Annotated in this window: 23 protein-coding genes and 1 riboswitch; of the genes, 16 read left to right on the forward strand and 7 right to left on the reverse strand. The window is 43.9% G+C overall.

All coding sequences use genetic code 11. The annotated features are described in order from the left end of the window. Positions 1-87: 87 nt before the first annotated feature. Both gltS and hutG read right to left on the reverse strand, forming a co-directional pair. Positions 88-1,278: a sodium/glutamate symporter gene (gene gltS / locus H7J92_RS15190; RefSeq protein ID WP_009766527.1), complete on the reverse strand. Its 1,191-nt coding sequence runs from the start codon at positions 1,276-1,278 to the stop codon at positions 88-90. Beyond that, entirely contained in the window at positions 1,275-2,234 is a 960-nt protein-coding gene (hutG, locus tag H7J92_RS15195; protein ID WP_078817601.1) for a formimidoylglutamase, read from the reverse strand. The genes gltS and hutG overlap by 4 nt, the downstream gene beginning before the upstream one ends. Before the next feature lie 218 nt (positions 2,235-2,452). On the opposite strand from hutG, the gene H7J92_RS15200 reads away from it, so the two are divergent. Next, the gene (locus tag H7J92_RS15200) at positions 2,453-3,331 is read left to right on the forward strand and encodes a DMT family transporter (protein WP_009766525.1); all 879 of its coding nucleotides are present in this window, start codon (positions 2,453-2,455) and stop codon (positions 3,329-3,331) included. 65 nt (positions 3,332-3,396) lie between these two features. Here H7J92_RS15200 and H7J92_RS15205 read toward each other — a convergent pair whose 3' ends face one another. Continuing rightward, a complete protein-coding gene (locus H7J92_RS15205) occupies positions 3,397-3,636 on the reverse strand; it encodes a DUF2187 family protein (protein WP_009766524.1) in 240 nt (79 codons plus the stop codon). A gap of 193 nt (positions 3,637-3,829) precedes the next feature. Here H7J92_RS15205 and H7J92_RS15210 point away from each other — a divergent pair, with 193 nt between their 5' ends. The 7 genes from H7J92_RS15210 (at position 3,830) to H7J92_RS15240 (ending at position 9,557) form a co-directional block, all read left to right on the forward strand. Then, positions 3,830-4,093, forward strand: a complete 264-nt coding sequence (locus H7J92_RS15210; RefSeq protein ID WP_009766523.1) for a metal-sensitive transcriptional regulator — start codon at positions 3,830-3,832, stop codon at positions 4,091-4,093. An 83-nt stretch (positions 4,094-4,176) separates the two neighbouring features. After that, on the forward strand, positions 4,177-4,656 hold the full coding sequence (locus H7J92_RS15215) for a DsrE/DsrF/DrsH-like family protein (RefSeq protein ID WP_009766522.1): 480 nt from the start codon (positions 4,177-4,179) through the stop codon (positions 4,654-4,656). A gap of 47 nt (positions 4,657-4,703) precedes the next feature. Then, positions 4,704-5,279, forward strand: coding sequence for a sulfurtransferase TusA family protein (locus H7J92_RS15220; protein ID WP_009766521.1), 576 nt, complete (start codon positions 4,704-4,706; stop codon positions 5,277-5,279). Then, positions 5,279-6,400, forward strand: a complete 1,122-nt coding sequence (locus H7J92_RS15225; protein WP_221837728.1) for an MBL fold metallo-hydrolase — start codon at positions 5,279-5,281, stop codon at positions 6,398-6,400. Before H7J92_RS15220 ends, H7J92_RS15225 begins: the two co-directional genes overlap by 1 nt. 360 nt (positions 6,401-6,760) lie before the next feature. After that, a complete protein-coding gene (locus tag H7J92_RS15230) occupies positions 6,761-6,988 on the forward strand; it encodes a sulfurtransferase TusA family protein (RefSeq protein WP_221837730.1) in 228 nt (75 codons plus the stop codon). Positions 6,989-7,048: 60 nt separating this feature from the next. Continuing rightward, a complete protein-coding gene (locus H7J92_RS15235; RefSeq protein WP_009766518.1) occupies positions 7,049-7,825 on the forward strand; it encodes a sulfite exporter TauE/SafE family protein in 777 nt (258 codons plus the stop codon). 96 nt (positions 7,826-7,921) lie between these two features. Next, a riboswitch (SAM riboswitch) is annotated at positions 7,922-8,028 on the forward strand. A 236-nt stretch (positions 8,029-8,264) separates the two neighbouring features. After that, positions 8,265-9,557 (forward strand): O-acetylhomoserine aminocarboxypropyltransferase/cysteine synthase family protein, encoded by a 1,293-nt coding sequence (locus tag H7J92_RS15240; protein ID WP_009766517.1) that lies wholly within the window; start codon positions 8,265-8,267, stop codon positions 9,555-9,557. 49 nt (positions 9,558-9,606) lie between these two features. Here the strand turns inward: H7J92_RS15240 and H7J92_RS15245 are convergent, their stop codons facing one another. Together H7J92_RS15245 and H7J92_RS15250 are read right to left on the reverse strand one after the other, a co-directional pair. Then, positions 9,607-11,097 carry a glycine betaine uptake BCCT transporter gene (locus H7J92_RS15245; protein ID WP_078817597.1) on the reverse strand — a complete coding sequence of 497 codons (1,491 nt, stop codon included), beginning with the start codon at positions 11,095-11,097 and terminating at the stop codon, positions 9,607-9,609. 215 nt (positions 11,098-11,312) lie between these two features. Continuing rightward, positions 11,313-11,798, reverse strand: a complete 486-nt coding sequence (locus H7J92_RS15250) for a QueT transporter family protein (RefSeq protein WP_221837732.1) — start codon at positions 11,796-11,798, stop codon at positions 11,313-11,315. A 157-nt stretch (positions 11,799-11,955) separates the two neighbouring features. On the opposite strand from H7J92_RS15250, the gene H7J92_RS15255 reads away from it, so the two are divergent. Then, positions 11,956-12,138 (forward strand): hypothetical protein, encoded by a 183-nt coding sequence (locus H7J92_RS15255; protein ID WP_009766511.1) that lies wholly within the window; start codon positions 11,956-11,958, stop codon positions 12,136-12,138. A 77-nt stretch (positions 12,139-12,215) separates the two neighbouring features. Here the strand turns inward: H7J92_RS15255 and H7J92_RS15260 are convergent, their stop codons facing one another. Both H7J92_RS15260 and H7J92_RS15265 read right to left on the reverse strand, forming a co-directional pair. Continuing rightward, a complete protein-coding gene (locus H7J92_RS15260) occupies positions 12,216-12,680 on the reverse strand; it encodes a GNAT family N-acetyltransferase (RefSeq protein ID WP_009766510.1) in 465 nt (154 codons plus the stop codon). A 91-nt stretch (positions 12,681-12,771) separates the two neighbouring features. After that, positions 12,772-12,957, reverse strand: a complete 186-nt coding sequence (locus tag H7J92_RS15265) for a hypothetical protein (protein ID WP_221837734.1) — start codon at positions 12,955-12,957, stop codon at positions 12,772-12,774. Positions 12,958-13,170: 213 nt separating this feature from the next. Between H7J92_RS15265 and H7J92_RS15270 the strand changes: the two genes are divergently transcribed. The 7 genes from H7J92_RS15270 (at position 13,171) to H7J92_RS15300 (ending at position 18,470) form a co-directional block, all read left to right on the forward strand. After that, a complete protein-coding gene (locus tag H7J92_RS15270; protein WP_078817583.1) occupies positions 13,171-13,860 on the forward strand; it encodes a response regulator transcription factor in 690 nt (229 codons plus the stop codon). After that, complete coding sequence (locus tag H7J92_RS15275; protein WP_176132534.1) at positions 13,838-14,020, forward strand: hypothetical protein; 183 nt, start codon at positions 13,838-13,840, stop codon at positions 14,018-14,020. The genes H7J92_RS15270 and H7J92_RS15275 overlap by 23 nt, the downstream gene beginning before the upstream one ends. Next, complete coding sequence (locus tag H7J92_RS15280; protein ID WP_221837736.1) at positions 14,017-16,224, forward strand: sensor histidine kinase; 2,208 nt, start codon at positions 14,017-14,019, stop codon at positions 16,222-16,224. The genes H7J92_RS15275 and H7J92_RS15280 overlap by 4 nt, the downstream gene beginning before the upstream one ends. A gap of 155 nt (positions 16,225-16,379) precedes the next feature. Further along, positions 16,380-16,730, forward strand: coding sequence for a hypothetical protein (locus H7J92_RS15285; protein WP_078817581.1), 351 nt, complete (start codon positions 16,380-16,382; stop codon positions 16,728-16,730). 69 nt (positions 16,731-16,799) lie between these two features. Next, positions 16,800-17,261, forward strand: a complete 462-nt coding sequence (locus H7J92_RS15290) for a DinB family protein (protein ID WP_221837738.1) — start codon at positions 16,800-16,802, stop codon at positions 17,259-17,261. A gap of 211 nt (positions 17,262-17,472) precedes the next feature. Beyond that, positions 17,473-17,823: a lmo0954 family membrane protein gene (locus tag H7J92_RS15295; RefSeq protein ID WP_221837740.1), complete on the forward strand. Its 351-nt coding sequence runs from the start codon at positions 17,473-17,475 to the stop codon at positions 17,821-17,823. A 14-nt stretch (positions 17,824-17,837) separates the two neighbouring features. Next, a complete protein-coding gene (locus H7J92_RS15300) occupies positions 17,838-18,470 on the forward strand; it encodes a PspA/IM30 family protein (RefSeq protein WP_221837743.1) in 633 nt (210 codons plus the stop codon). The last annotated feature ends 10 nt before the right edge of the window (positions 18,471-18,480 follow it).

The following is an 18,480-nucleotide window of genomic DNA, read 5'->3' on the forward strand; positions in this document are numbered from 1 at the left end:
GAATGCTTTCATTTTAACAGAAGGTCTAGTCAAATACGTAGGAAATGAAACAAAAAGAACCGGACAACTCGTCCGGTTCTTCTGACATTAACTAAATATATTAATCGTCGTGATAATGATAGGCATCGATACGACGTCAATCAAGAATGCGCCGACAATAGGCACGATCAAGAACGCTTTACGTGAAGGACCGTATCGTCCTGTGACCGCTGCCATGTTGGCCATGGCATTAGGCGTCGCTCCCAGACTATGTCCTGCAAAACCAGCGATCATGACTGCAGCATCGTAATCTTTTCCGAGTAAACGGAACAAAACAAAAATCGCAAATAGTACAACGAAGAGTACTTGTACGAAGACGATAACCAGCAATGGCAAAGCCAAACCAGCGACTTCCCATAGTTTGATGCTCATCAATGCCATAGACAAGAAGATACCAAGAGATACATCACCGATCAAGTTGATGCTTGTCATATGAACCGCATCTTCCTTGAAGCGATCGACTATATTACGTACAATTACTGCGACAAACATTGCACCGACGTAGCCAGGCATAACAAAGCCAGTTAAACTGGAAAATAAATCACCAATAAATGTTCCACCTGCGATACAAGCTGTGATCAGCAACACTTGCGTCAAGAAATTATCCGTATTGATCGGTGCTTCATGCGCTTCTACCGAATAGGCGGCTTCATGCTCGACTTCTGTAGATTTCAAGTTGTGTTTATTGATTAAGTATTTGACGATTGGCCCGCCGACGAGACCGCCAGCGACAAGACCAAACGTAGCGGCCGCAATCCCGATGGACAGAGCGGAGTCAATACCGAGACTTTCCAGTGTTTGTCCATAAGCTGTTGCACCACCGTGGCCGCCTTCCATCGAGACAGCGCCTGCCATCATACCGATTAGCGGATGCAGATTAAATAAATAGGCCATTGATACACCGATGACGTTTTGCACCAAAGCTAAAAAACCACATGCGATCCAATAGACGATGAGTAATTTCCCACCAAGACGAATCAGGCTGAAACTTGCACCTAAACCGACTGTCGTGAAAAACGTTAACATGAATAAATTTTGCAAAGAAGTATCCAATTGGAAGCTCAAAAGGTCAGTTGTCTTCAAAATAGTCGCAAAAACGGCAAAAAGCAACCCGCCTACGACAGGGGCGGGTATGCAGAATTTTTGGAGAACTCCGATTTTACGTACTAGGAGAGTTCCGATTGTTAGAAGTGCTAAGGCTAAAAATAGTGTCGTAATTTGATTTAACTCAATCGTCATGTAATTCTTCCTCTCAGCAATGCAACGATTGCTTCATTAGTTAAGTAGGCACCCAGTTTGACTGTTTGGTTTTGATGGTCAAGTGCTGGATTGATCTCTGAGATGTCGAATGAAAGGGTTTTCTTATGAGACGCTATGGTTTGGATAAACGTCCGTACGATGAGAGGATCCAATCCAAATGGAGAAGGAGCACTCACCCCGGGAGCATAGGCCGAATTCAATACATCAGAACACAATGTTAACAAAACATAGTCCTGCTTTTCAATGAAAAAGCTGATTTTCTGTAAGATTTCGTCCATAATACCCGATGTGATTTCTTGTTCTGTCACATATGACACTCCTTGTGCGTCAGCTTCGTCAAATAATATATCTGTATTTCCAAACTCCTGAATGCCGAGCACCAAGTATTCAACGTTTTCATCCGTGTCAAGCATTTGTTTGAACATCGTTCCCGAGGATGGCTGCTCGTCATAGCTGCGCAAGTCGAAATGCGCGTCGATATTAACGACGCCTAGTTTCGCATCAGGACCGATAAATTCCCGAACGCCTAGGTAGTGTCCGTATGCGGTTTCATGGCCGCCCCCTAAAATGACAGGGCACGCATTTTTCTCCAAGCTGTCTCGAACGGCGGCACCTAATTCAGCTTGTGCCTGTTCGAGTTGATTGCCTTCACAAACTATTGTACCCACATCCATCAGCTGGCATTCAGCAGGCATGCGCCATGGGAGTTTTGCCAATTCACTACGCAAGGCATTTGGCCCTTCTGCAGCTCCAAGTCTGCCATTGTTGCGTCGTACGCCTTCTTCTGAAGAGAAGCCGATCAGCGTGCATGTCTTATTGTTGACTCTTTCTTGAGGAGCGGAAAGTTGTATCACTTGATGCATACGAAATGCGGCTCTGTTCGTCTCGCTGTCAGTTCGACCTGACCAGAATTTTTCATTAGTTTGAATTAACAATATACTTCATCCTTTCGGGCGTGTTACTCTTATTATAGTGGTCTGCATTTATAAATTCTAATACATCTTTTTCATGAATTCATGCTTTAAGGCTATAGGTGAGAAAAGAATGAATGAAAATTAAGCAATCACCGTATTGGAATGCTGCTCGGCCGTATTATAGAAGTCGTTGCAAAAAGACGTCCTATCTATAAAGCGGATGGAAAGGAATTGACTCTATGAATAAATTTTTGTTTGGCTTTTTAGTGGTTGTTACGACTGCGTTGATGGGATCTTCTTTTGCGATCGGCAAAATTGGGTTGGAGTATTCCTCACCTTTACTATTGGTTGCCTTGCGCTTTTCCATTGCGGGAATCATTATGGCAATAATCGTAAAAATACTAAAAAAACCACATCCCAAAACGTTTGGAGAGTGGAAGTGGCTGGTGCTGATTGGTTCGTTACAGACGGCTGCTGTGATGGGGTGTATTTTTATTGCGTTACGGACAATCACTTCCGGTGAAACTTCTATCTTGACGTTCACCAATCCGCTTCTAGTTGTGGTGATCGGTACGCTTGTACTGCGAATTCATTATCGGCTGCAGCAATGGCTTGGCGTAATTTGCGGGTTATTTGGTGTGTTTATTACGATGGGCGGACATTTGGATCTGAAGGTAGGTACAGTGCTTGGCTTCTTATCGGCTGTGGCGTGGGCGTGTGCTACACTCATTGTCAAAGTGCATGGCTACCGTTTTGATACCTGGGTGATGACGGCATATCAAATGCTTTTTGGGGGACTCATCTTATTTGTCGCTAGCTTTTTATTGGAAGAGCCATTTTTCGAAGTGAATGCTTTATCATTAGTGATTTTAGGATGGCTGGCGATTGCTGCCTCCATTGTCCAGTTCTCGATCTGGTTTTATTTATTGCAGACCGGCAATCCTGAGCGGACGAGCGCGTTTTTGTTTCTTGCACCGTTTTTCGGTACATTGACGGGCTGGTTATTGTTGGACGAGAAGTTGTCGTTTTCATTGATCGTCGGTGGATTGCTAATCTGTCTAGGGATTTTTCTTGTAAACTGGAGGAGTAAGCGAGAATTGGGCAAGTTGCCGACTTAAGGGGCTGTGGGTTTATGGATAAAAAATAGCCTTGCATAGTAAAGATGCAAGGCATGAAAAATAGATTACTCTACCGTATAATTTTTGTGTGCAACAACAGTCATATTGGAAGCAGCGCCAATTTGTTCCGCGTCTGCCTCAGAAATTTTGACGATGACGGAGTTTTCGAGAATCTTGTGTATCGTTCCGGAAACTTCATGTTGATTGCGGTTAAAAGATATGACTTCATCTACATATCGCGAGGCCACAAAATCAGAAATCGGACGATCTTTACGAGGAAATGCCAATCGAATCAACTCCTTCATTAGTGAGGGTCTCATCTGTCGAAGACTTGTCTCTGACAAATGGAATAAAACGTACAATAGCCTACTAGAACTAGTATAACACATCGCGCAAAAAATTTCAGAATAGTAGAAACCTGTCGATTGATAAAGCATTTGGTTGACAGTATACCACTCAGGGTATAATCTATACATAATGCGAAGGAAGGTGAGACATATGGAGTACGATGATAAAGTGAAAAATCGGTTGAAACGTATAGAAGGTCAAATTAAAGGCGTGTTGCGTATGATGGAAGAAGGTAAGGATTGCAAAGAAGTCATTACCCAATTATCGGCCAGCCGTTCTGCGATCGATCGCACAATAGGTGTTATCGTGAGCTCTAATTTGATTACCTGTATGCAAAATCTAGAAGAAATGGATGATCGTTCCCACGAATCGATTATTAATGAAGCGGTGGATTTGCTTGTAAAGAGTCGCTGATAAAATAAGCTTGACTCTTTTTTTTATAAATTGTAATATACCCCTATAGGTATATAAAGTTTTGAAAAGAAAGGGATGAGAACATGACAGAACAAAAGAAAACAACAATCGTGCTGTTTAGCGGCGATTATGATAAAGCGATGGCTGCTTATATTATCGCGAATGGAGCGGCTGCATACGATCATGAAGTCACGATCTTCCATACATTTTGGGGATTGAATGCATTGCGAAAAGATGAGCCAATTCAAAGTAAAAAAGGGTTTCTTGAGAAGATGTTTGGTAAAATGATGCCGCGTGGCGCCGATAAAATGGGTCTTTCCCAAATGAATTTCGCTGGGATGGGTCCAAAAATGATTAAACATGTGATGAAGAAGCACCAAGCTATGCCATTACCTGAGCTGATTGACCTGGCCATAGAACAAGACATTAAATTGATCGCCTGCACGATGACGATGGATTTGCTTGGTCTCAGTCAGAAAGAATTATTGGAAGATGTGGATTATGGTGGTGTAGCCGCTTATTTAGGTGAAGCACAAGATGGCCAGGTAAATTTATTTATTTAATAAATTTTTTCAAATTAATATACCCCATGGTGTATAGGAGGAATACTATGATACAAACAGACAGAATGTTGGACGCGAAAGGTCTAGCTTGTCCGATGCCGATCGTCAGGACGAGAAAAGCGATGAAAGACATGTTAGAAGGGCAAGTGCTTGAAGTGCAGTCCACCGATCCGGGCACAGTTGCTGATCTGCAGGCATGGGCGAAAAGTGCAGGGCATCACTATGTGGGAAATGTACAGGAAGCGGATGTCTGGCATCACTACGTAAGAAAAGCAGACAATGGCGAACTGCAGGAGAAAAAGTACCCGGTTACGATTATGAATGAGCAGCTTACGGATAAATTGCGAGAGCCGAATACTGTTCTCTTGGATGTGAGGGAGCCTACTGAGTACGCCTTCAGCCATATACCCGGCGCCCTATCCGTCCCGCTTGGACAACTGGAAGAGAAAGCTGCGTATTTCGATAAGAATCAAAATATATTTGTAATTTGCCGTACAGGAAACCGAAGCGACATGGCTTGCCAGACGCTTTCGGAAGCTGGTTTTGAGTTTGTTACAAACGTGGTTCCCGGCATGTCGGGATGGAATGGAGATACAGAAAATACAACAGGGGGTACGAAGTAATGAGAGCCATTCAAGCAAGTGAAGTCGCTAAAAAAGTGATTCGTGAAGAACCGTTATTTATTCTCGATGTACGTAATGAAGATGCGTTTAAGGATTGGAAGATTGATGGGAAGCAAGTACGCCATATGAATGTCCCTTATTTTGAATTGTTGGATGGTATTGAAGAAATTGAGGATTCACTTCCGAAAGATCAGGAAATACTTGTAGTGTGTGCGAAAGAAGGATCTTCCATCATGGTGGCGGACATGCTCGATGAGGAAGGGTATTCCGTTGCGTATTTGCAAGGCGGAATGAAAGCTTGGAGCGAGCATTTAGAGCCGGTGAAAGTTGGAGATTTGAAGTCTGGAGGAGAGCTTTATCAATTCGTAAGAATCGGTAAGGGCTGCCTGTCCTACATGGTCACTTCCGATGGAGAAGCGGCAGTCGTGGATGCTACGCGCATGACGAATGTATATTCGGAATTTGCTGATCAGCTTGGAGTTAAAATTACACATGTCTTGGACACCCATTTGCATGCAGACCATATTTCCGGTGGTCGCAAGTTGGCGGAAGCAGCGGGTGCAACATACTGGTTGCCGCCGAAAGACGCAGAAGAAGTGACATTTAATTTCGCAGCATTGGAAGAGGATGCTTCTATCCAGATCGGTAAAACGAAAATTGATATCCAGCCGCTATATTCACCTGGACATACAATTGGTTCTACTTCATTTATTGTGGATGACAGCTATTTGATGACAGGGGATATTTTATTCATCGATTCGATTGGCCGTCCTGATTTGGCAGGGTTGGCAGAGGATTGGGTAGGTGATTTACGTGAATCATTATACAGCCGTTACCAAGAGTTATCCGAAGAACTGATCGTGCTTCCAGCGCATTTCATGATTATGGATGAGCTGAATGACGACGGTAGTGTTGCAGAGAAGCTAGGCGTGTTATATGAACGAAATCATGGCTTGAATATCGAGGATGAGGAGCAATTCAGGGAATTGGTGACAGGCAATCTACCGCCACAACCAAATGCGTATCAAGAAATCCGCCAGACAAATATGGGCAAGGTCCAACCGGATGAAGAAACACAACGCGAAATGGAAATCGGACCGAATCGCTGTGCGGTGAGATAAGGTGTTGTAATCGAACCCACTTCGGCGCTTGCGGATGGCTCCCGCAATGTGCCAGACTGGAAGAACGCCTGCCTGTCACATCGCTCCGTATACCCGCTTGTGAGGCGCCTACTTTTTTTGAGTGGGGGTTAACCGATGTGTTTTTCTAGCAAGACCATTTCAGCGAAGCCGCAACTGCGGGGTCAGCCGTTGCCATGAGACTGCTAGCATGAACTTCGCTAGCTGGCTCGTGGCGTAAGGCAATTCCCTAGCGGCACAGCGGTGCCAGTGAACTTTACTCTGCCAATGGAAGTCGAGCGACGGGACAACAAACTGTAATTTTATTTTCAATTAAAAACGATTCAAAAGGAGAAGATACAAATGAACACGACAAAATTTTTAGATGCTAAAGGATTGGCTTGCCCAATGCCGATCGTACGGACAAAAAAAGCGGTGAAAGAACTAGAAGCAGGGGATATCCTTGAAATTCATGCAACGGACAAAGGATCTGTAGCAGATTTGACAGCTTGGGCCGCATCAGGAAATCACAAGGTAGTGGACCAGCAACAAGAGTCCGATGTCTTTAAATTTTGGATTCAAAAAGGATAAACTAAGCAAAGAGGGTGTTCCATTGCCCTCTTTCATTAGGAAGGAGGGAGAGAGAACATCATGAGTTTTACATTTATCATCACCATCTTCCTCATTGGATTTGTCGGCTCATTCCTTTCCGGCATGATGGGAATTGGCGGTGCCATCGTCAAATATCCAATGTTACTTTTCATTCCTGCATTACTTGGTTTTGAAGCTTTTTCATCGCATGACGTCTCGGGTATTACGGCAGTTGAAGTATTCTTTGCTTCTCTCTCAGGTGTCTTTGCTTATCGCAAGAGCAATCTAATCTTGAAGCCACTTGTGTTGTATATGGGAATCAGCGTATTGATCGGCAGTGTAATCGGAGGGGCAGGTTCCAGTCTGCTGTCGGAAGCAACCGTCAACATTGTATATGGTGTATTGGCCGTGCTGGCAGCCGTGATGATGTTCATTCCGCAAAAAGGTCTTGATAACATCCCCGTGGAAGAAATTGCGTTCAATAAATGGATAGCCACAGGAACTGCATTGCTAGTTGGGTTGGCTGCAGGAATTGTAGGGGCAGGAGGGGCGTTTATCCTCGTACCGATCATGCTTGTTGTATTAAAAATTCCTACACGGGTCACGATAGCCACTTCGCTAGCAATCACTTTATTGTCTTCAATCGGTTCAGCGTCAGGAAAACTCTTCACAGGGCAAGTTCCTTATGAACCGGCGCTTGTCATGATTATTGCGAGCGTGCTGGCGGCCCCGCTTGGAGTGAAGGTAAGTCGCAAAGTCAATACGAAAGTGTTGCAAGGAATTCTCGCTGTATTGATCATGGGCTCTGCAGTGAAAATTTGGTGGGATATTTTTTAGAAATCACAATGATTTCTAAACATTCTACTAATAACCCTTGCATTTAGTTGGTATTGGCTTTATACTATTTTTCAAGATGGAAAACGAATAGACAAACTCTTATCAAGAGCGGCGGAGGGATTAGGCCCTGTGATGCCCGGCAACCGGCTAGTTATGCAAAGGTGCTACTTCCTACAAACTGTTGACAGTTTGGAAGATAAGAGAGGTATGAGCGAAAGCAAAGCCCTCTTCTTATTTTTAGGAAGAGGGTTTCTTTGTATATTCACTAGGCTCATTGTCTAGCTGCAGAGGGCAGCTGCTCGGGACGTTTCGGTCTTTTCGAAAAAGGGGGAGAGCACCCTTTTACGATAAGCCCTCCAACGTCTGTCACGACAAAACGCCCTCTTCCGCTTTTCAATATTCCATCAGGTAAACTAATAAATTCGGAGGGGAAATAGTTATGACTAAATTTCAGCCAGAAACTGTTTTATTGCACGGAGGACAGCAGCCCGATCCTGTAACCGGTTCACGTGCTGTGCCGATTCATCGTACGACTTCATATGTTTTCAGAGATACAGAGCATGCACAGAATTTATTTGCTTTGCAAGAAGCAGGCAATATCTATACACGTATTACTAACCCGACTGTCGCAGTTTTTGAGGAGCGCGTGGCGCAGATCGAAGGTGGATCTGCAGCAGTAGGGCTATCATCCGGAATGGCGGCAATCGCATTTTCGATCCTGAACATTGCGGGCGCGGGAGATGAAATTGTGGCGGCCAGCAATCTGTATGGTGGCACGTACAATTTATTCGCTGTGACACTGCCGCGTTATGGCATCACGGTAAAGTTTGTGGATGCATCCGATCCGAAAAATTTTGAAGCGGCAATTACAGATAAGACGAAGGCGTTATTCGCAGAGACGATCGGTAATCCGAGCCTGCAAGTCCTTGATGTAGAAGCGGTAGCGAAAGTCGCGCATGACAACGGTATTCCATTGTTGGTGGATAACACGTTCCCGTCTCCATATGGCTCCAATCCGATTGAGTTCGGAGCAGACGTAGTCATTCACTCCGCAACGAAATGGATTGGCGGGCACGGCACGACGATTGGAGGCGTGGCGGTCGATGCAGGGAAATTTGATTGGACTCAAGGAAAATTCCCAGGGTTCACAGAACCGGATGAATCGTATCATGGGTTGAGATATGGCATCGATACGGCAGGGGCTGCATTCGCAACGAAGCTGCGCGTTCAATTATTGCGTGATTTCGGACCTTGCTTGGCGCCGGACAGTGCATTTAATTTATTGCAGGGGCTTGAGACGCTTCATTTGCGTGTGCCTCGCCATAATGAAAACGCACAGAAAGTCGCAGCATTCTTGAAGGGACATCCGGCAGTGGACTGGGTGACGTATACGGGTCTTGAAGAACACCCGACGTATGAGTTGGCGCAAAAACACTTGAAGCACGGCTATGGTTCCATTATTGTTTTCGGCATTAAAGGTGGCCGGGATGCAGGTCGTAAAGTGATTGATAATGTGGAAATCTGGTCGCATGTAGCAAATGTTGGCGACGCGAAGTCGTTGATCATTCATCCGGCATCTACTACGCACCAGCAGTTATCTGCAGAAGATCTGAAGAATTCGGGTGTGACTGAAGAGTTGATTCGCCTGTCTGTCGGGTTGGAATCAGCAGATGATATTATTGCAGATTTAAAACAAGCGATTGAGAAAGCGGTCGAAAAGGCTGTTCATTAATTAATAGATAAAAGCAAAAAAGTCACCGAGTCCGGTGACTTTTTTGTATTTACCGACGTTTCACTTTCCTTCGTTCTTCTTTCAATGACATGAACAACGAAGTGACCATCATGATCAAGATAACGGAAAACGGCAGGGCGGCGATGATAACTACATTTTGCAGCGCATCCAATCCACCGACAAACAATAAAATAACAGCGATCGAGGACTGAATCACTCCCCATACCACCTTTAAATTATTAGGTGGTGTCAGCGATCCGTAAGATGACTGCATACCGAGTACGAAGGTAGCTGAATCTGCAGAAGTGATGAAAAATGAAATGATAAGCAAAATGGCGATCATGGATATTATAGAAGACCACGGCATGCCGCTGAACATCTCAAAAATTGTCAGCTCAGTTGCAGTGGAAGCTAAATCAATAATCCCGGCCTTTTGTGTTTCAATTGCTGTAGTACCAAATGCAGAAAACCAGATCATACTTAACACGGTTGGTACGACGAGTAAACCGATCATAAACTCCCGGATCGTTCTCCCTTTCGAAACCCGGGCAATAAACATACCGACAAATGGCGACCAAGCGATCCACCAAGCCCAATAAAATATTGTCCAATCATTAAGCCATGCACGATTCCCAACATCAAGAGGGGCAGTACGGAAACTCATGCGAACAAGATGCTCTAAATACCCACCGATCGAGTCGGTGAACATATCGAAAATAAGCAATGTGGGTCCTAAAGCAATGACGAAAAATAATAATGCAATAGCAAGGACCATATTGGCATTTGATAAGATTTTGATCCCCTTGCCGAGCCCGCTCCATGCAGACACCAAGAACAAAATCGTTACAATGATGATAATGATGAGTTGCGATAGGAAACTGACAGGAATACCAAAAAGGTAATGCAGCCCCGCATTGACTTGGACAGCGCCAAGACCGAGAGATGTGGCAACGCCAAACACTGTAGCAAAGATAGCAAATACATCAATGACAATACCGAGGGGCCCATTGACGCGGTCACCGAAAATAGGTTTCAAAGTAGCCGAAATCAATCCCGGTTGGCCTTTACGGAATTGGAAATAGGCCAGTGCAAGAGCTGTCATCCCATAGACAGCCCAAGCATGGAAGCCCCAATGGAAAAATGCTTGGCGCATGGCTTCTTTATAAGCCTCCGCTGTTTCAGGCCCCGCAGTAGCAGGATTGACTGCATAATGCGATAGGGGCTCAGCAGCACCGTAAAAGACAAGTCCGATTCCCATACCGGCGGAAAAAAGCATAGCCAGCCAAGATATTAAAGAGAATTGGGGACGATCGCTGTCTTTTCCTAAACGGATTCTGCCGATGGGGCTAAAGATCAGATAGACCGAAATGAAAAACAGCATGGATACCGTCAACAAATAGTACCAGCCAAAGGAAGAGGCAATCCAATTTTTAACGTCGGAGGTCATCCTCTCGAAGTGGTCCGGCGCAATCACTCCATAACCGACGGCTATTATGACGGCAACCAAGGTGATATAAAATGTTAGCGAGATTTTTTTCATAATTCCTCCTAAAACTAATGTAATGTAGTGAAGAGGTTGATTGTGGAAAGAATGTTTTAAACGATAAGGCAAGATTGCTTATATACACTTAGTTGTACCCAATAATCGTCGATACAAACTTTGGTACGATCAGATAAATTAGCATTTTTGGAAGGGTAAAAGTGGAAGAAGATGAGACGGCCTATTCGGCATCCGTCTCACTTGATAAGTAGTACTTAAACCAATTTTGCAAAGTGCAGGCGCTTGTTGAGAGCCTGCATAATCGGAATCCCAATTATCATGACTGCACATTCTCCAATCGCCACGTATAACCAAGTTAAAAGAAATGGAAGATGAAGCACGATGTTTAATTCCCAAGCGATTAAAAACATGGTGGTCGTGAAGATAAAGGTGTTGAAAATCATTCGTGCCAATAAATTGGTCGTGAAGCGAGAGAAGAGAATTGTCAGCGATAATGCGAGTACAGATTGACCAACACCAAAAACCAGATCGATCGGTCCGAGTTCTGACAGTAATAAGTTGGAGACGAAAACTCCGACTACGACCCCATAAATATAGCGTGGATTAAAGACCACGAGATGATTGAAGATCTCCGAAACACGGAATTGGACATTCGTAAAGCCGAATGGAAGAATGGCCAACGTAACGGCTGTATAAAGAGCAGCAATAATTCCACTGATCGCAAGTGTTTTAACATTCATTCAGAATACCCCTTTAAGTGAAGATAAGAAAACCTTATACAGTATACCTGACAAGTGACACTTTTTTCTAGGCGGACGGTCTATTACCGTTCTTCACTTAGTTTTGTAGGTCTGCGTGGTATACTAAAGTAACTAAAGAGATGAGGAGGAATTTTTCATGCAGTACTCGCAAACTAAAATGGTAAAGCTCGTAAAACAGAGCCCAGAGTTAAACCGACAGTTGAAGGCCATCATGAAAGAGCATGAACTAGAGAAAAGTTTCGCCTTGAAAGCTTTGTATCATGCGGAAGTGAAAGACGGAGGAACGTATCAGAGGGATTATCAGGAAATACGGGATTAAAAATTTCAGGTTGTCTGGCAGTTCATTGGGAAATGACTTCTGGACAACCTTTTTTGTACGTAATAATTATTGCGTTTCTAGAAAAGATTTTTCTTAAATACATAACTGACACGATCATAGTCCATTTTATTCTCATAAAAACGATGCGCGTCGTGCCGTTGCAGTCCTGATGAAAGAGCAATACTTGCGTAGTCATTGTCTCGCGCCCATTCGTGAATGAAGGTTAGCAGCGCTTCACCATAGCCGGCAGACCGTTTTGTCTCATCGGTTACTAGATCGCAAATCCAAACAAATCTTCCGTAATATAGTGTGATCATCGGTTTGAAACCGGTGACTGCAACAAGTTCTTCTTGGTCGTATAGTGCATACATGCGATACTGATCTTTTTCGCGTGCTTCTGCTGTTAATTTGAGATATTCCTGTTCATCCAAGTGGCCTCGCAGTTGTTTCATGACAGGGAAGGCCTGTAAAATTTCAGTTTCTGACTGGAGTTCTTTTATGGTTAGTGTGCTCAATGAACTCACCTTCTTTACTAGTTTCATTTACTATTCCACATAGTGTGTTGATTTTCCTTCTGCTGCTTATGTAAATGACAAACACCCATTAATAAAGCAATGGGTGCTTGTCCAAGGTTTATGGGTTGGTAGTGTAATCGTCACCTGTCTGTAGGCGCTTCTTATCCTTTTGAGAATTGGCATTGTTTTTCTTTGCTGCGTCATTTTGTCCAATCACATCAAGGTCATCCGGACTCAGGTCATAACCATAGCCGTACTCTTCCCTCATCTTGTCGTTTTGTTTACGCTTATCTTTATTCGGCATTGTCGTTCACCTCCATTATAGAAGTGTGGTCTTTTCTATAGGGATTATACGATGGCTATGAGTGGACTGAGGGATTTAGGACCGTTAAAACAGATTAATGAGTAGCTGTATATTCTACTTATGGAAACCTTAAGATTTTCTTCATATTTATCCTGCTTCTTTGTTAAGAGTTGGGTGGTAGAATTGAGTTATTAGTGAGATGGGGTGAAGGAAGTGGCGGAATTTACAGTGTTGGTTGCCGATGATGATAAGGAAATTCGAGAAGGTATTGAAATTTATTTGAAAAATGAGGGCTATAATGTGCTAAAAGCGGAGGATGGTCGCCAGGCGCTAGAGCTGCTCGCCTCTAATGAAGTGCATTTACTTATTTTAGATATTATGATGCCGAATATGGATGGCATTACGGCGACGTTCAAGATTCGGGAAGCGCGGAATATCCCGATCATCATGTTGAGTGCGAAGGCGGAGGACTCCGATAAAATTCATGGTTTGTCAGTCGGTGCCGATGACTATGTCACGAAGCCGTTTCATCCGCTTGAACTAATGGCGCGTGTAAAGTCACAACTTAGGCGTTATGTGCAACTTGGGACATATGATGTGCAAAAAATGATTGAAGTCGACGGACTCGTCCTGAATGAAGAGGCGAAGGAGCTGTCGGTGGATGGGACACCGGTTCGGCTCACACCGATCGAATATAAGATTACGGAGCTGTTAATGAAGCACCCAGGACGCGTGTTTTCAATTAATGAAATTTACGAGCGTGTGTGGAACGAAGAAGCGTATAACGCGGAAAATATCGTCGCGGTGCATATCCGGAAAATCCGGGAGAAAATAGAAGCGGATCCGAAAAATCCTCGGTATGTGAAGGTGGTGTGGGGCGTTGGATACAAGATCGAAAAATAAAAGTGGAGTAGGCTTGTCACTCGTTGCCATTGCCCTCGCAGTCATCAGTTTAGTCTATTGTGCGTCATTTGCGGTTGATTTCTTCGTAAATGGATGGGAACGCCTAGGAGTGGCTGTCGATTACTTCGGACGAATTGTAAGAGGAGGAACGATCCAATGAATAGAAAAATACAGTTAGGCATTTGGTCGGCGCTCGTTACGCTTGTCCTGATCTCATTACCGTCCATTTTTCATTATGCGCAGCAACTGGTGGGGAAGTCGGTTATCGACCAAGAGAACTTTTCTTGGCAGATGGAACGGACATATGAAAACTTAAGTGCTACTGTGCTGAATCCGATAGACCTTGAAAAAGCATCGCAAGAGATTCCTGTTACTAAGGAGGAAATTGAAGAGTATCGCAATTTGTACGGAACACTGTCGGAGCAATTGAGTAATATTCAAGAGCAATACGCCGAACGAATTGCGAATGCGAAGGCAGAAAATAATGAGACGTTATTGCTGGCTTTAGTGAAAGAGCGGGATACAAAGCTAGAGGACATCCAGCAGAACTTTGAAAGCGATGAGCATGTAGAAGATAAAATTCTCAAACAGAAAGCTCGGCAATTGGCGCTGTATGAGGAAGAAAAGAGAAATAGGCGTACAAATAATCTACCGATATCCTATGATCTTGTGAATATCGATACAGGAGAGCGTTTCAAAAAAGGCAATATAGGTGCAGCGGCTGCCTATAAAAAGAAGTTTAATGAAGCGAACGGCTATTTAAAAGCAGAATCATTCATGGATGATGTCAATAATAATGGTTTCTCCTGGTACGAAGGCGATGCTGCTGTGAACATTTCACATGACGATTTTAATAGTATCAGTAATAAACCTCAATTTTTCGAAGGTACCGTAATTGTTCCAAAAGAGGCGTTAGCGTCAGGCGGCTTGTATGAAGAAAGCCAAGCTTTTACACGTGGGAAATACAGCATGTATGCGTTTTGGGTAGTTGGCATTCTGGCGCTGGTCGCTTTGTTGACTGTGGTGCGATTCCGACGAGAGTGGGTGCTGTTCTCACGGTTTACTCCTGTCTATGCTCGCTTGCGGATAGACTTCAAAGCTGCTATTTTGCTGCTCACTGTACTTGTGCTCGGTACCTATATCCAATCTGAAATCTATCGTAGCTTGAATCAGTTCACTTACTTTACACTCGGGACAGCCGGTAATATGATTGTAAGTTTTCTGTTATTCGGTGTATTATTTACAGCACTTCTAGCATTCCAAGTAGTCCATTTAATTGAGCAATTGCGTCAGCCGGGCTATGCTGAACAGGCGTGGCGTGAAAGTTATACAGCTAGTTTTCTACAAAACGTAGTCGGGATGTTCAGTAATCGGACGGTTGGCATCCAGCTATTCATTTTGCTAATTGGATTCTTTTTAGCAGGTGTCGGTTTTGTCGGACTCTTTTTGGGTGGATTTACTTTCCTGATTTATGTGGCGTGTGTCTTCTTTCTTGGTCTTCCTGTATTGTTTTTATTCGCCAGCAGAGGGGCGTATTTAAACCGAATTTTATCTGCAACAGATGCGATGGCGGCAGGATATTACACAGAAGCGATTCCGGTCAAAGGAAGGTCTCCGCTGGCAAAACATGCGGCGAATTTGAACAATTTGCGTGAAGGTGTGCGGGTTTCCATCAATGAACAGGCGAAGAGTGAACGTTTGAAAACGGAACTGATCACGAATGTCAGCCACGATTTGCGGACACCGCTGACTTCTATTATTACGTATACAGATTTGTTGAAGGATGAAACGTTATCTGCTGAGGAGCGGGCGAAGTATGTTGCGATTTTGGATCAGAAATCACAGCGGTTGAAAACGCTGATCGAGGATTTGTTCGAAGTATCGAAGATGGCAAGCGGTAATTTGGAGATAACAAAGCAGCACGTGGACTTGAATCAGTTGATGCATCAGGCGTTGGCAGAGCATGCGGAAGACTTTGCGGAATCGAATTTGGATGTTCGGATTACGTTGCCGGAAGTGCCGATCTTCGTTATGGTCGATGGGCAGAAATGGTGGCGCGTGCTAGACAATTTGCTTATCAATGCGCTGAAATATTCACTGCCGGGAACGAGAGTGTATGTGAATCTTCAAAAAGTCGGCACCCAAGCACGAATTACGGTGAAAAATATTGCGAAATATGAAATTGGCGACAACACCGATGAATTATTCGAACGATTCAAGCGTGGCGATGAATCAAGACAGACGGAAGGTTCAGGTCTTGGGTTGGCAATCGCCCAATCGATTGTCGAGTTACATGGCGGCAAGATGGATGTCGAAGTCGACGGTGATTTATTCAAGGTGACGGTTGAAATTGCGGCTGGGTAAATGGATTCAGGGAAAGACAGGCGGAAATTCCTGTTTTTCTCTGAATTTTTAGTTTAGTGAAGGAGAAAGTTTAGTTTTTGACGAATAGGGGTATATGTAGGATGTGCAGTCTCTATATCGAATGCACAGATGGCATGAAAGGGAGGAATGGTAATATGACAATCGTTGACGGTAAATATCCTAACAAGAAAGATTTAGAGCCGAAAGTAAAAGATGAAATTCATAATGGCAAGAGGGTGTCAGCTACAGACGAACTTCCGTTAGCAGATCCAGCCGATTCAGATTCCACTGCGGTATTCCGAGAAAATGCACAAGACGATACAGGTAAACATCAACCATCCGCGTACAGTCAAAATAAATCGCCGAGCCAAAATTATCATGACCTGAAGCCGGGCGAACAATTTCCTTTTGGTGATCAGGAAGAATTTAACCGAAAATATAACCATGAAGCGCATAATCAATGGAACGAACATAAAACAATCAACAAAACGAACGATCAGTCTTAACATCAGCCCGCTGACATGCGCGGCTGTTTTTAAATTGATATAATAGAGAAAAGTGAAAGGGTGGATGAAATGGGAGCAATTCAACAAGCAAGTCTAGCAAGAGGATACACATTAGGTTTGCTGAAGAAAGCAAATGAGGGTGCATGGGACACTCTTCCTGCCGGGTTTTCCAATACGATTCGCTGGAATGCGGGGCACATCTATGTATCTGCCGAGCACTTTTTAAGTCAGGCATTGAATGCATATGAACCGAGCCATTCCGCGTGGTTTCCGTTTTTTGCTACAGGCAGCAGCCCATCGACTTGGCAAGGCACTCCGCCGTCTGCCGATGAATTAATCACGGCGTTGAAAGAACAAGGAAAACGGATTTCACAAGTAGGAGAGAGCAAATTGGGTCATGTGCTCGAGACACCAATCTCTCTCGGTGATCTGCTGACGATGAAAACAGTTGATGATGTCATCCAATTTAATACATGGCACGAAGGAATTCACGCCGGATTAATTGATGGATTAGTACGAGCAAGCCGATGAATGCAGACAGTCAGAGAATGTTCTGACTGTTTTTTTGTGCGGAAAAATGAAAATGGATGAGTGAACCGCGCCGAACCGATCTTCTACGCTATCAAATCAGGTCTTACCTCTCCCTCAGCCTTAAGGCTGAGCAAGAAATCCGCTATGGGACCCTCGGTGAGATGAGAAATTCATTATAAACTAGAGTTACAAATGAAGGGAGGACGTAAACATGAAAAAATTTGGACTAGTGGTGCTCGGCATCATAGCAGGCATAACGTTGGTAGCGAATCTCGGACCAATGATCGCGCTTGCCATATCAGGGGTGATTGCTTTTTTCAGTTTTCATTACTGGAGAAAGAGTCAATCGACGTTTGCAAAAGTGTTTTGGATGATCGTGTTGGTTTGCAGTTTGATCAGCTCGGTTTCGAATATACCGGCATTCATTGGAATCATCGCGTTGATCGGGATGTATTATGTGTGGCGGAAGTGGAATGAACGGGATAAGAATCCGGACATTATCACTGAATCGGATGATCCGTTTAAAAACTTTGAACGTCAATGGAATGAACTTACTAAGTAAAGGAGAGATGGACAATGAACGCATTCTGGCATCGTCTAAAATATACAGTACAGGAAGATTTGAATAGTTTGATGGAAAAAAAGAATGGGAAAGAAAACCCGCTTGAACAATTGAATCAATACTTTTTGGAAGCACAACAGCAAACAGCAGAAATCGGTAAGCTGCTCGAACGGCAAGGTCGTTTAAAAGAAGAACTGGAAAGTGAGCGGCAAGATGCGGATTTGATGGCAATGAAGCGTCGCCGTCAGCTGGAATTGGCAGAAGCGACGGGTGAAGAGGAACTGATTTCATTCGCAAAATCTGAAGTTGAAGCGTATGAAGGACGTGTGGCACGGTTGTCTGCAAGTATTCAGGAGGCGACGCAAGAACTGCTTTCATTAGAGAGAAAGTTCGAAGAGATGAAGCATCGAGTAAAAGATATGCGTGTTCGTCAGTTGCAATTAATGGGCAAAGAGAATGTGAAGCGGGCAGATGAGAAGATGAATCGTTTTGTTACGCCAGAAAATATATTTTCATCGCTTGATGATTTGCATACGTATATTGAAAATCTTGGAGGAACGACACGTACGACACAGTCTGCTTCTTCAATGGAACAGCGTTTGGATTCATTAGAAAAAAACAACGCAAAATCGCAGGAAATTGTGTAAACTAGAGGAG

The sequence above is a fragment of the Sporosarcina aquimarina genome (genome assembly GCF_019748715.1).
Classification (GTDB): Bacteria; Bacillota; Bacilli; order Bacillales_A; family Planococcaceae; genus Sporosarcina; species Sporosarcina newyorkensis.

Bases quoted from the DNA above. Each gene is read 5' to 3' on its own strand.
- H7J92_RS15260 (WP_009766510.1), bottom strand. From the start codon at position 12,680: ATGAAACTAGTAAAGAAGGTGAGTTCATTGAGCACACTAACCATAAAA.
- H7J92_RS15280 (WP_221837736.1), top strand. From the start codon at position 14,017: ATGAATAGAAAAATACAGTTAGGCATTTGGTCGGCGCTCGTTACGCTT.
- H7J92_RS15200 (WP_009766525.1), top strand. From the start codon at position 2,453: ATGAATAAATTTTTGTTTGGCTTTTTAGTGGTTGTTACGACTGCGTTG.
- H7J92_RS15285 (WP_078817581.1), top strand. From the start codon at position 16,380: ATGACAATCGTTGACGGTAAATATCCTAACAAGAAAGATTTAGAGCCG.
- H7J92_RS15255 (WP_009766511.1), top strand. From the start codon at position 11,956: ATGCAGTACTCGCAAACTAAAATGGTAAAGCTCGTAAAACAGAGCCCA.
- H7J92_RS15215 (WP_009766522.1), top strand. From the start codon at position 4,177: ATGACAGAACAAAAGAAAACAACAATCGTGCTGTTTAGCGGCGATTAT.
- H7J92_RS15235 (WP_009766518.1), top strand. From the start codon at position 7,049: ATGAGTTTTACATTTATCATCACCATCTTCCTCATTGGATTTGTCGGC.
- gltS (WP_009766527.1), bottom strand. From the start codon at position 1,278: ATGACGATTGAGTTAAATCAAATTACGACACTATTTTTAGCCTTAGCA.
- H7J92_RS15295 (WP_221837740.1), top strand. From the start codon at position 17,473: ATGAAAAAATTTGGACTAGTGGTGCTCGGCATCATAGCAGGCATAACG.
- H7J92_RS15225 (WP_221837728.1), top strand. From the start codon at position 5,279: ATGAGAGCCATTCAAGCAAGTGAAGTCGCTAAAAAAGTGATTCGTGAA.
- H7J92_RS15245 (WP_078817597.1), bottom strand. From the start codon at position 11,097: ATGAAAAAAATCTCGCTAACATTTTATATCACCTTGGTTGCCGTCATA.
- H7J92_RS15250 (WP_221837732.1), bottom strand. From the start codon at position 11,798: ATGAATGTTAAAACACTTGCGATCAGTGGAATTATTGCTGCTCTTTAT.
- H7J92_RS15205 (WP_009766524.1), bottom strand. From the start codon at position 3,636: ATGAAGGAGTTGATTCGATTGGCATTTCCTCGTAAAGATCGTCCGATT.
- H7J92_RS15230 (WP_221837730.1), top strand. From the start codon at position 6,761: ATGAACACGACAAAATTTTTAGATGCTAAAGGATTGGCTTGCCCAATG.
- H7J92_RS15290 (WP_221837738.1), top strand. From the start codon at position 16,800: ATGGGAGCAATTCAACAAGCAAGTCTAGCAAGAGGATACACATTAGGT.
- H7J92_RS15265 (WP_221837734.1), bottom strand. From the start codon at position 12,957: ATGCCGAATAAAGATAAGCGTAAACAAAACGACAAGATGAGGGAAGAG.
- H7J92_RS15210 (WP_009766523.1), top strand. From the start codon at position 3,830: ATGGAGTACGATGATAAAGTGAAAAATCGGTTGAAACGTATAGAAGGT.
- H7J92_RS15220 (WP_009766521.1), top strand. From the start codon at position 4,704: ATGATACAAACAGACAGAATGTTGGACGCGAAAGGTCTAGCTTGTCCG.
- H7J92_RS15240 (WP_009766517.1), top strand. From the start codon at position 8,265: ATGACTAAATTTCAGCCAGAAACTGTTTTATTGCACGGAGGACAGCAG.
- H7J92_RS15300 (WP_221837743.1), top strand. From the start codon at position 17,838: ATGAACGCATTCTGGCATCGTCTAAAATATACAGTACAGGAAGATTTG.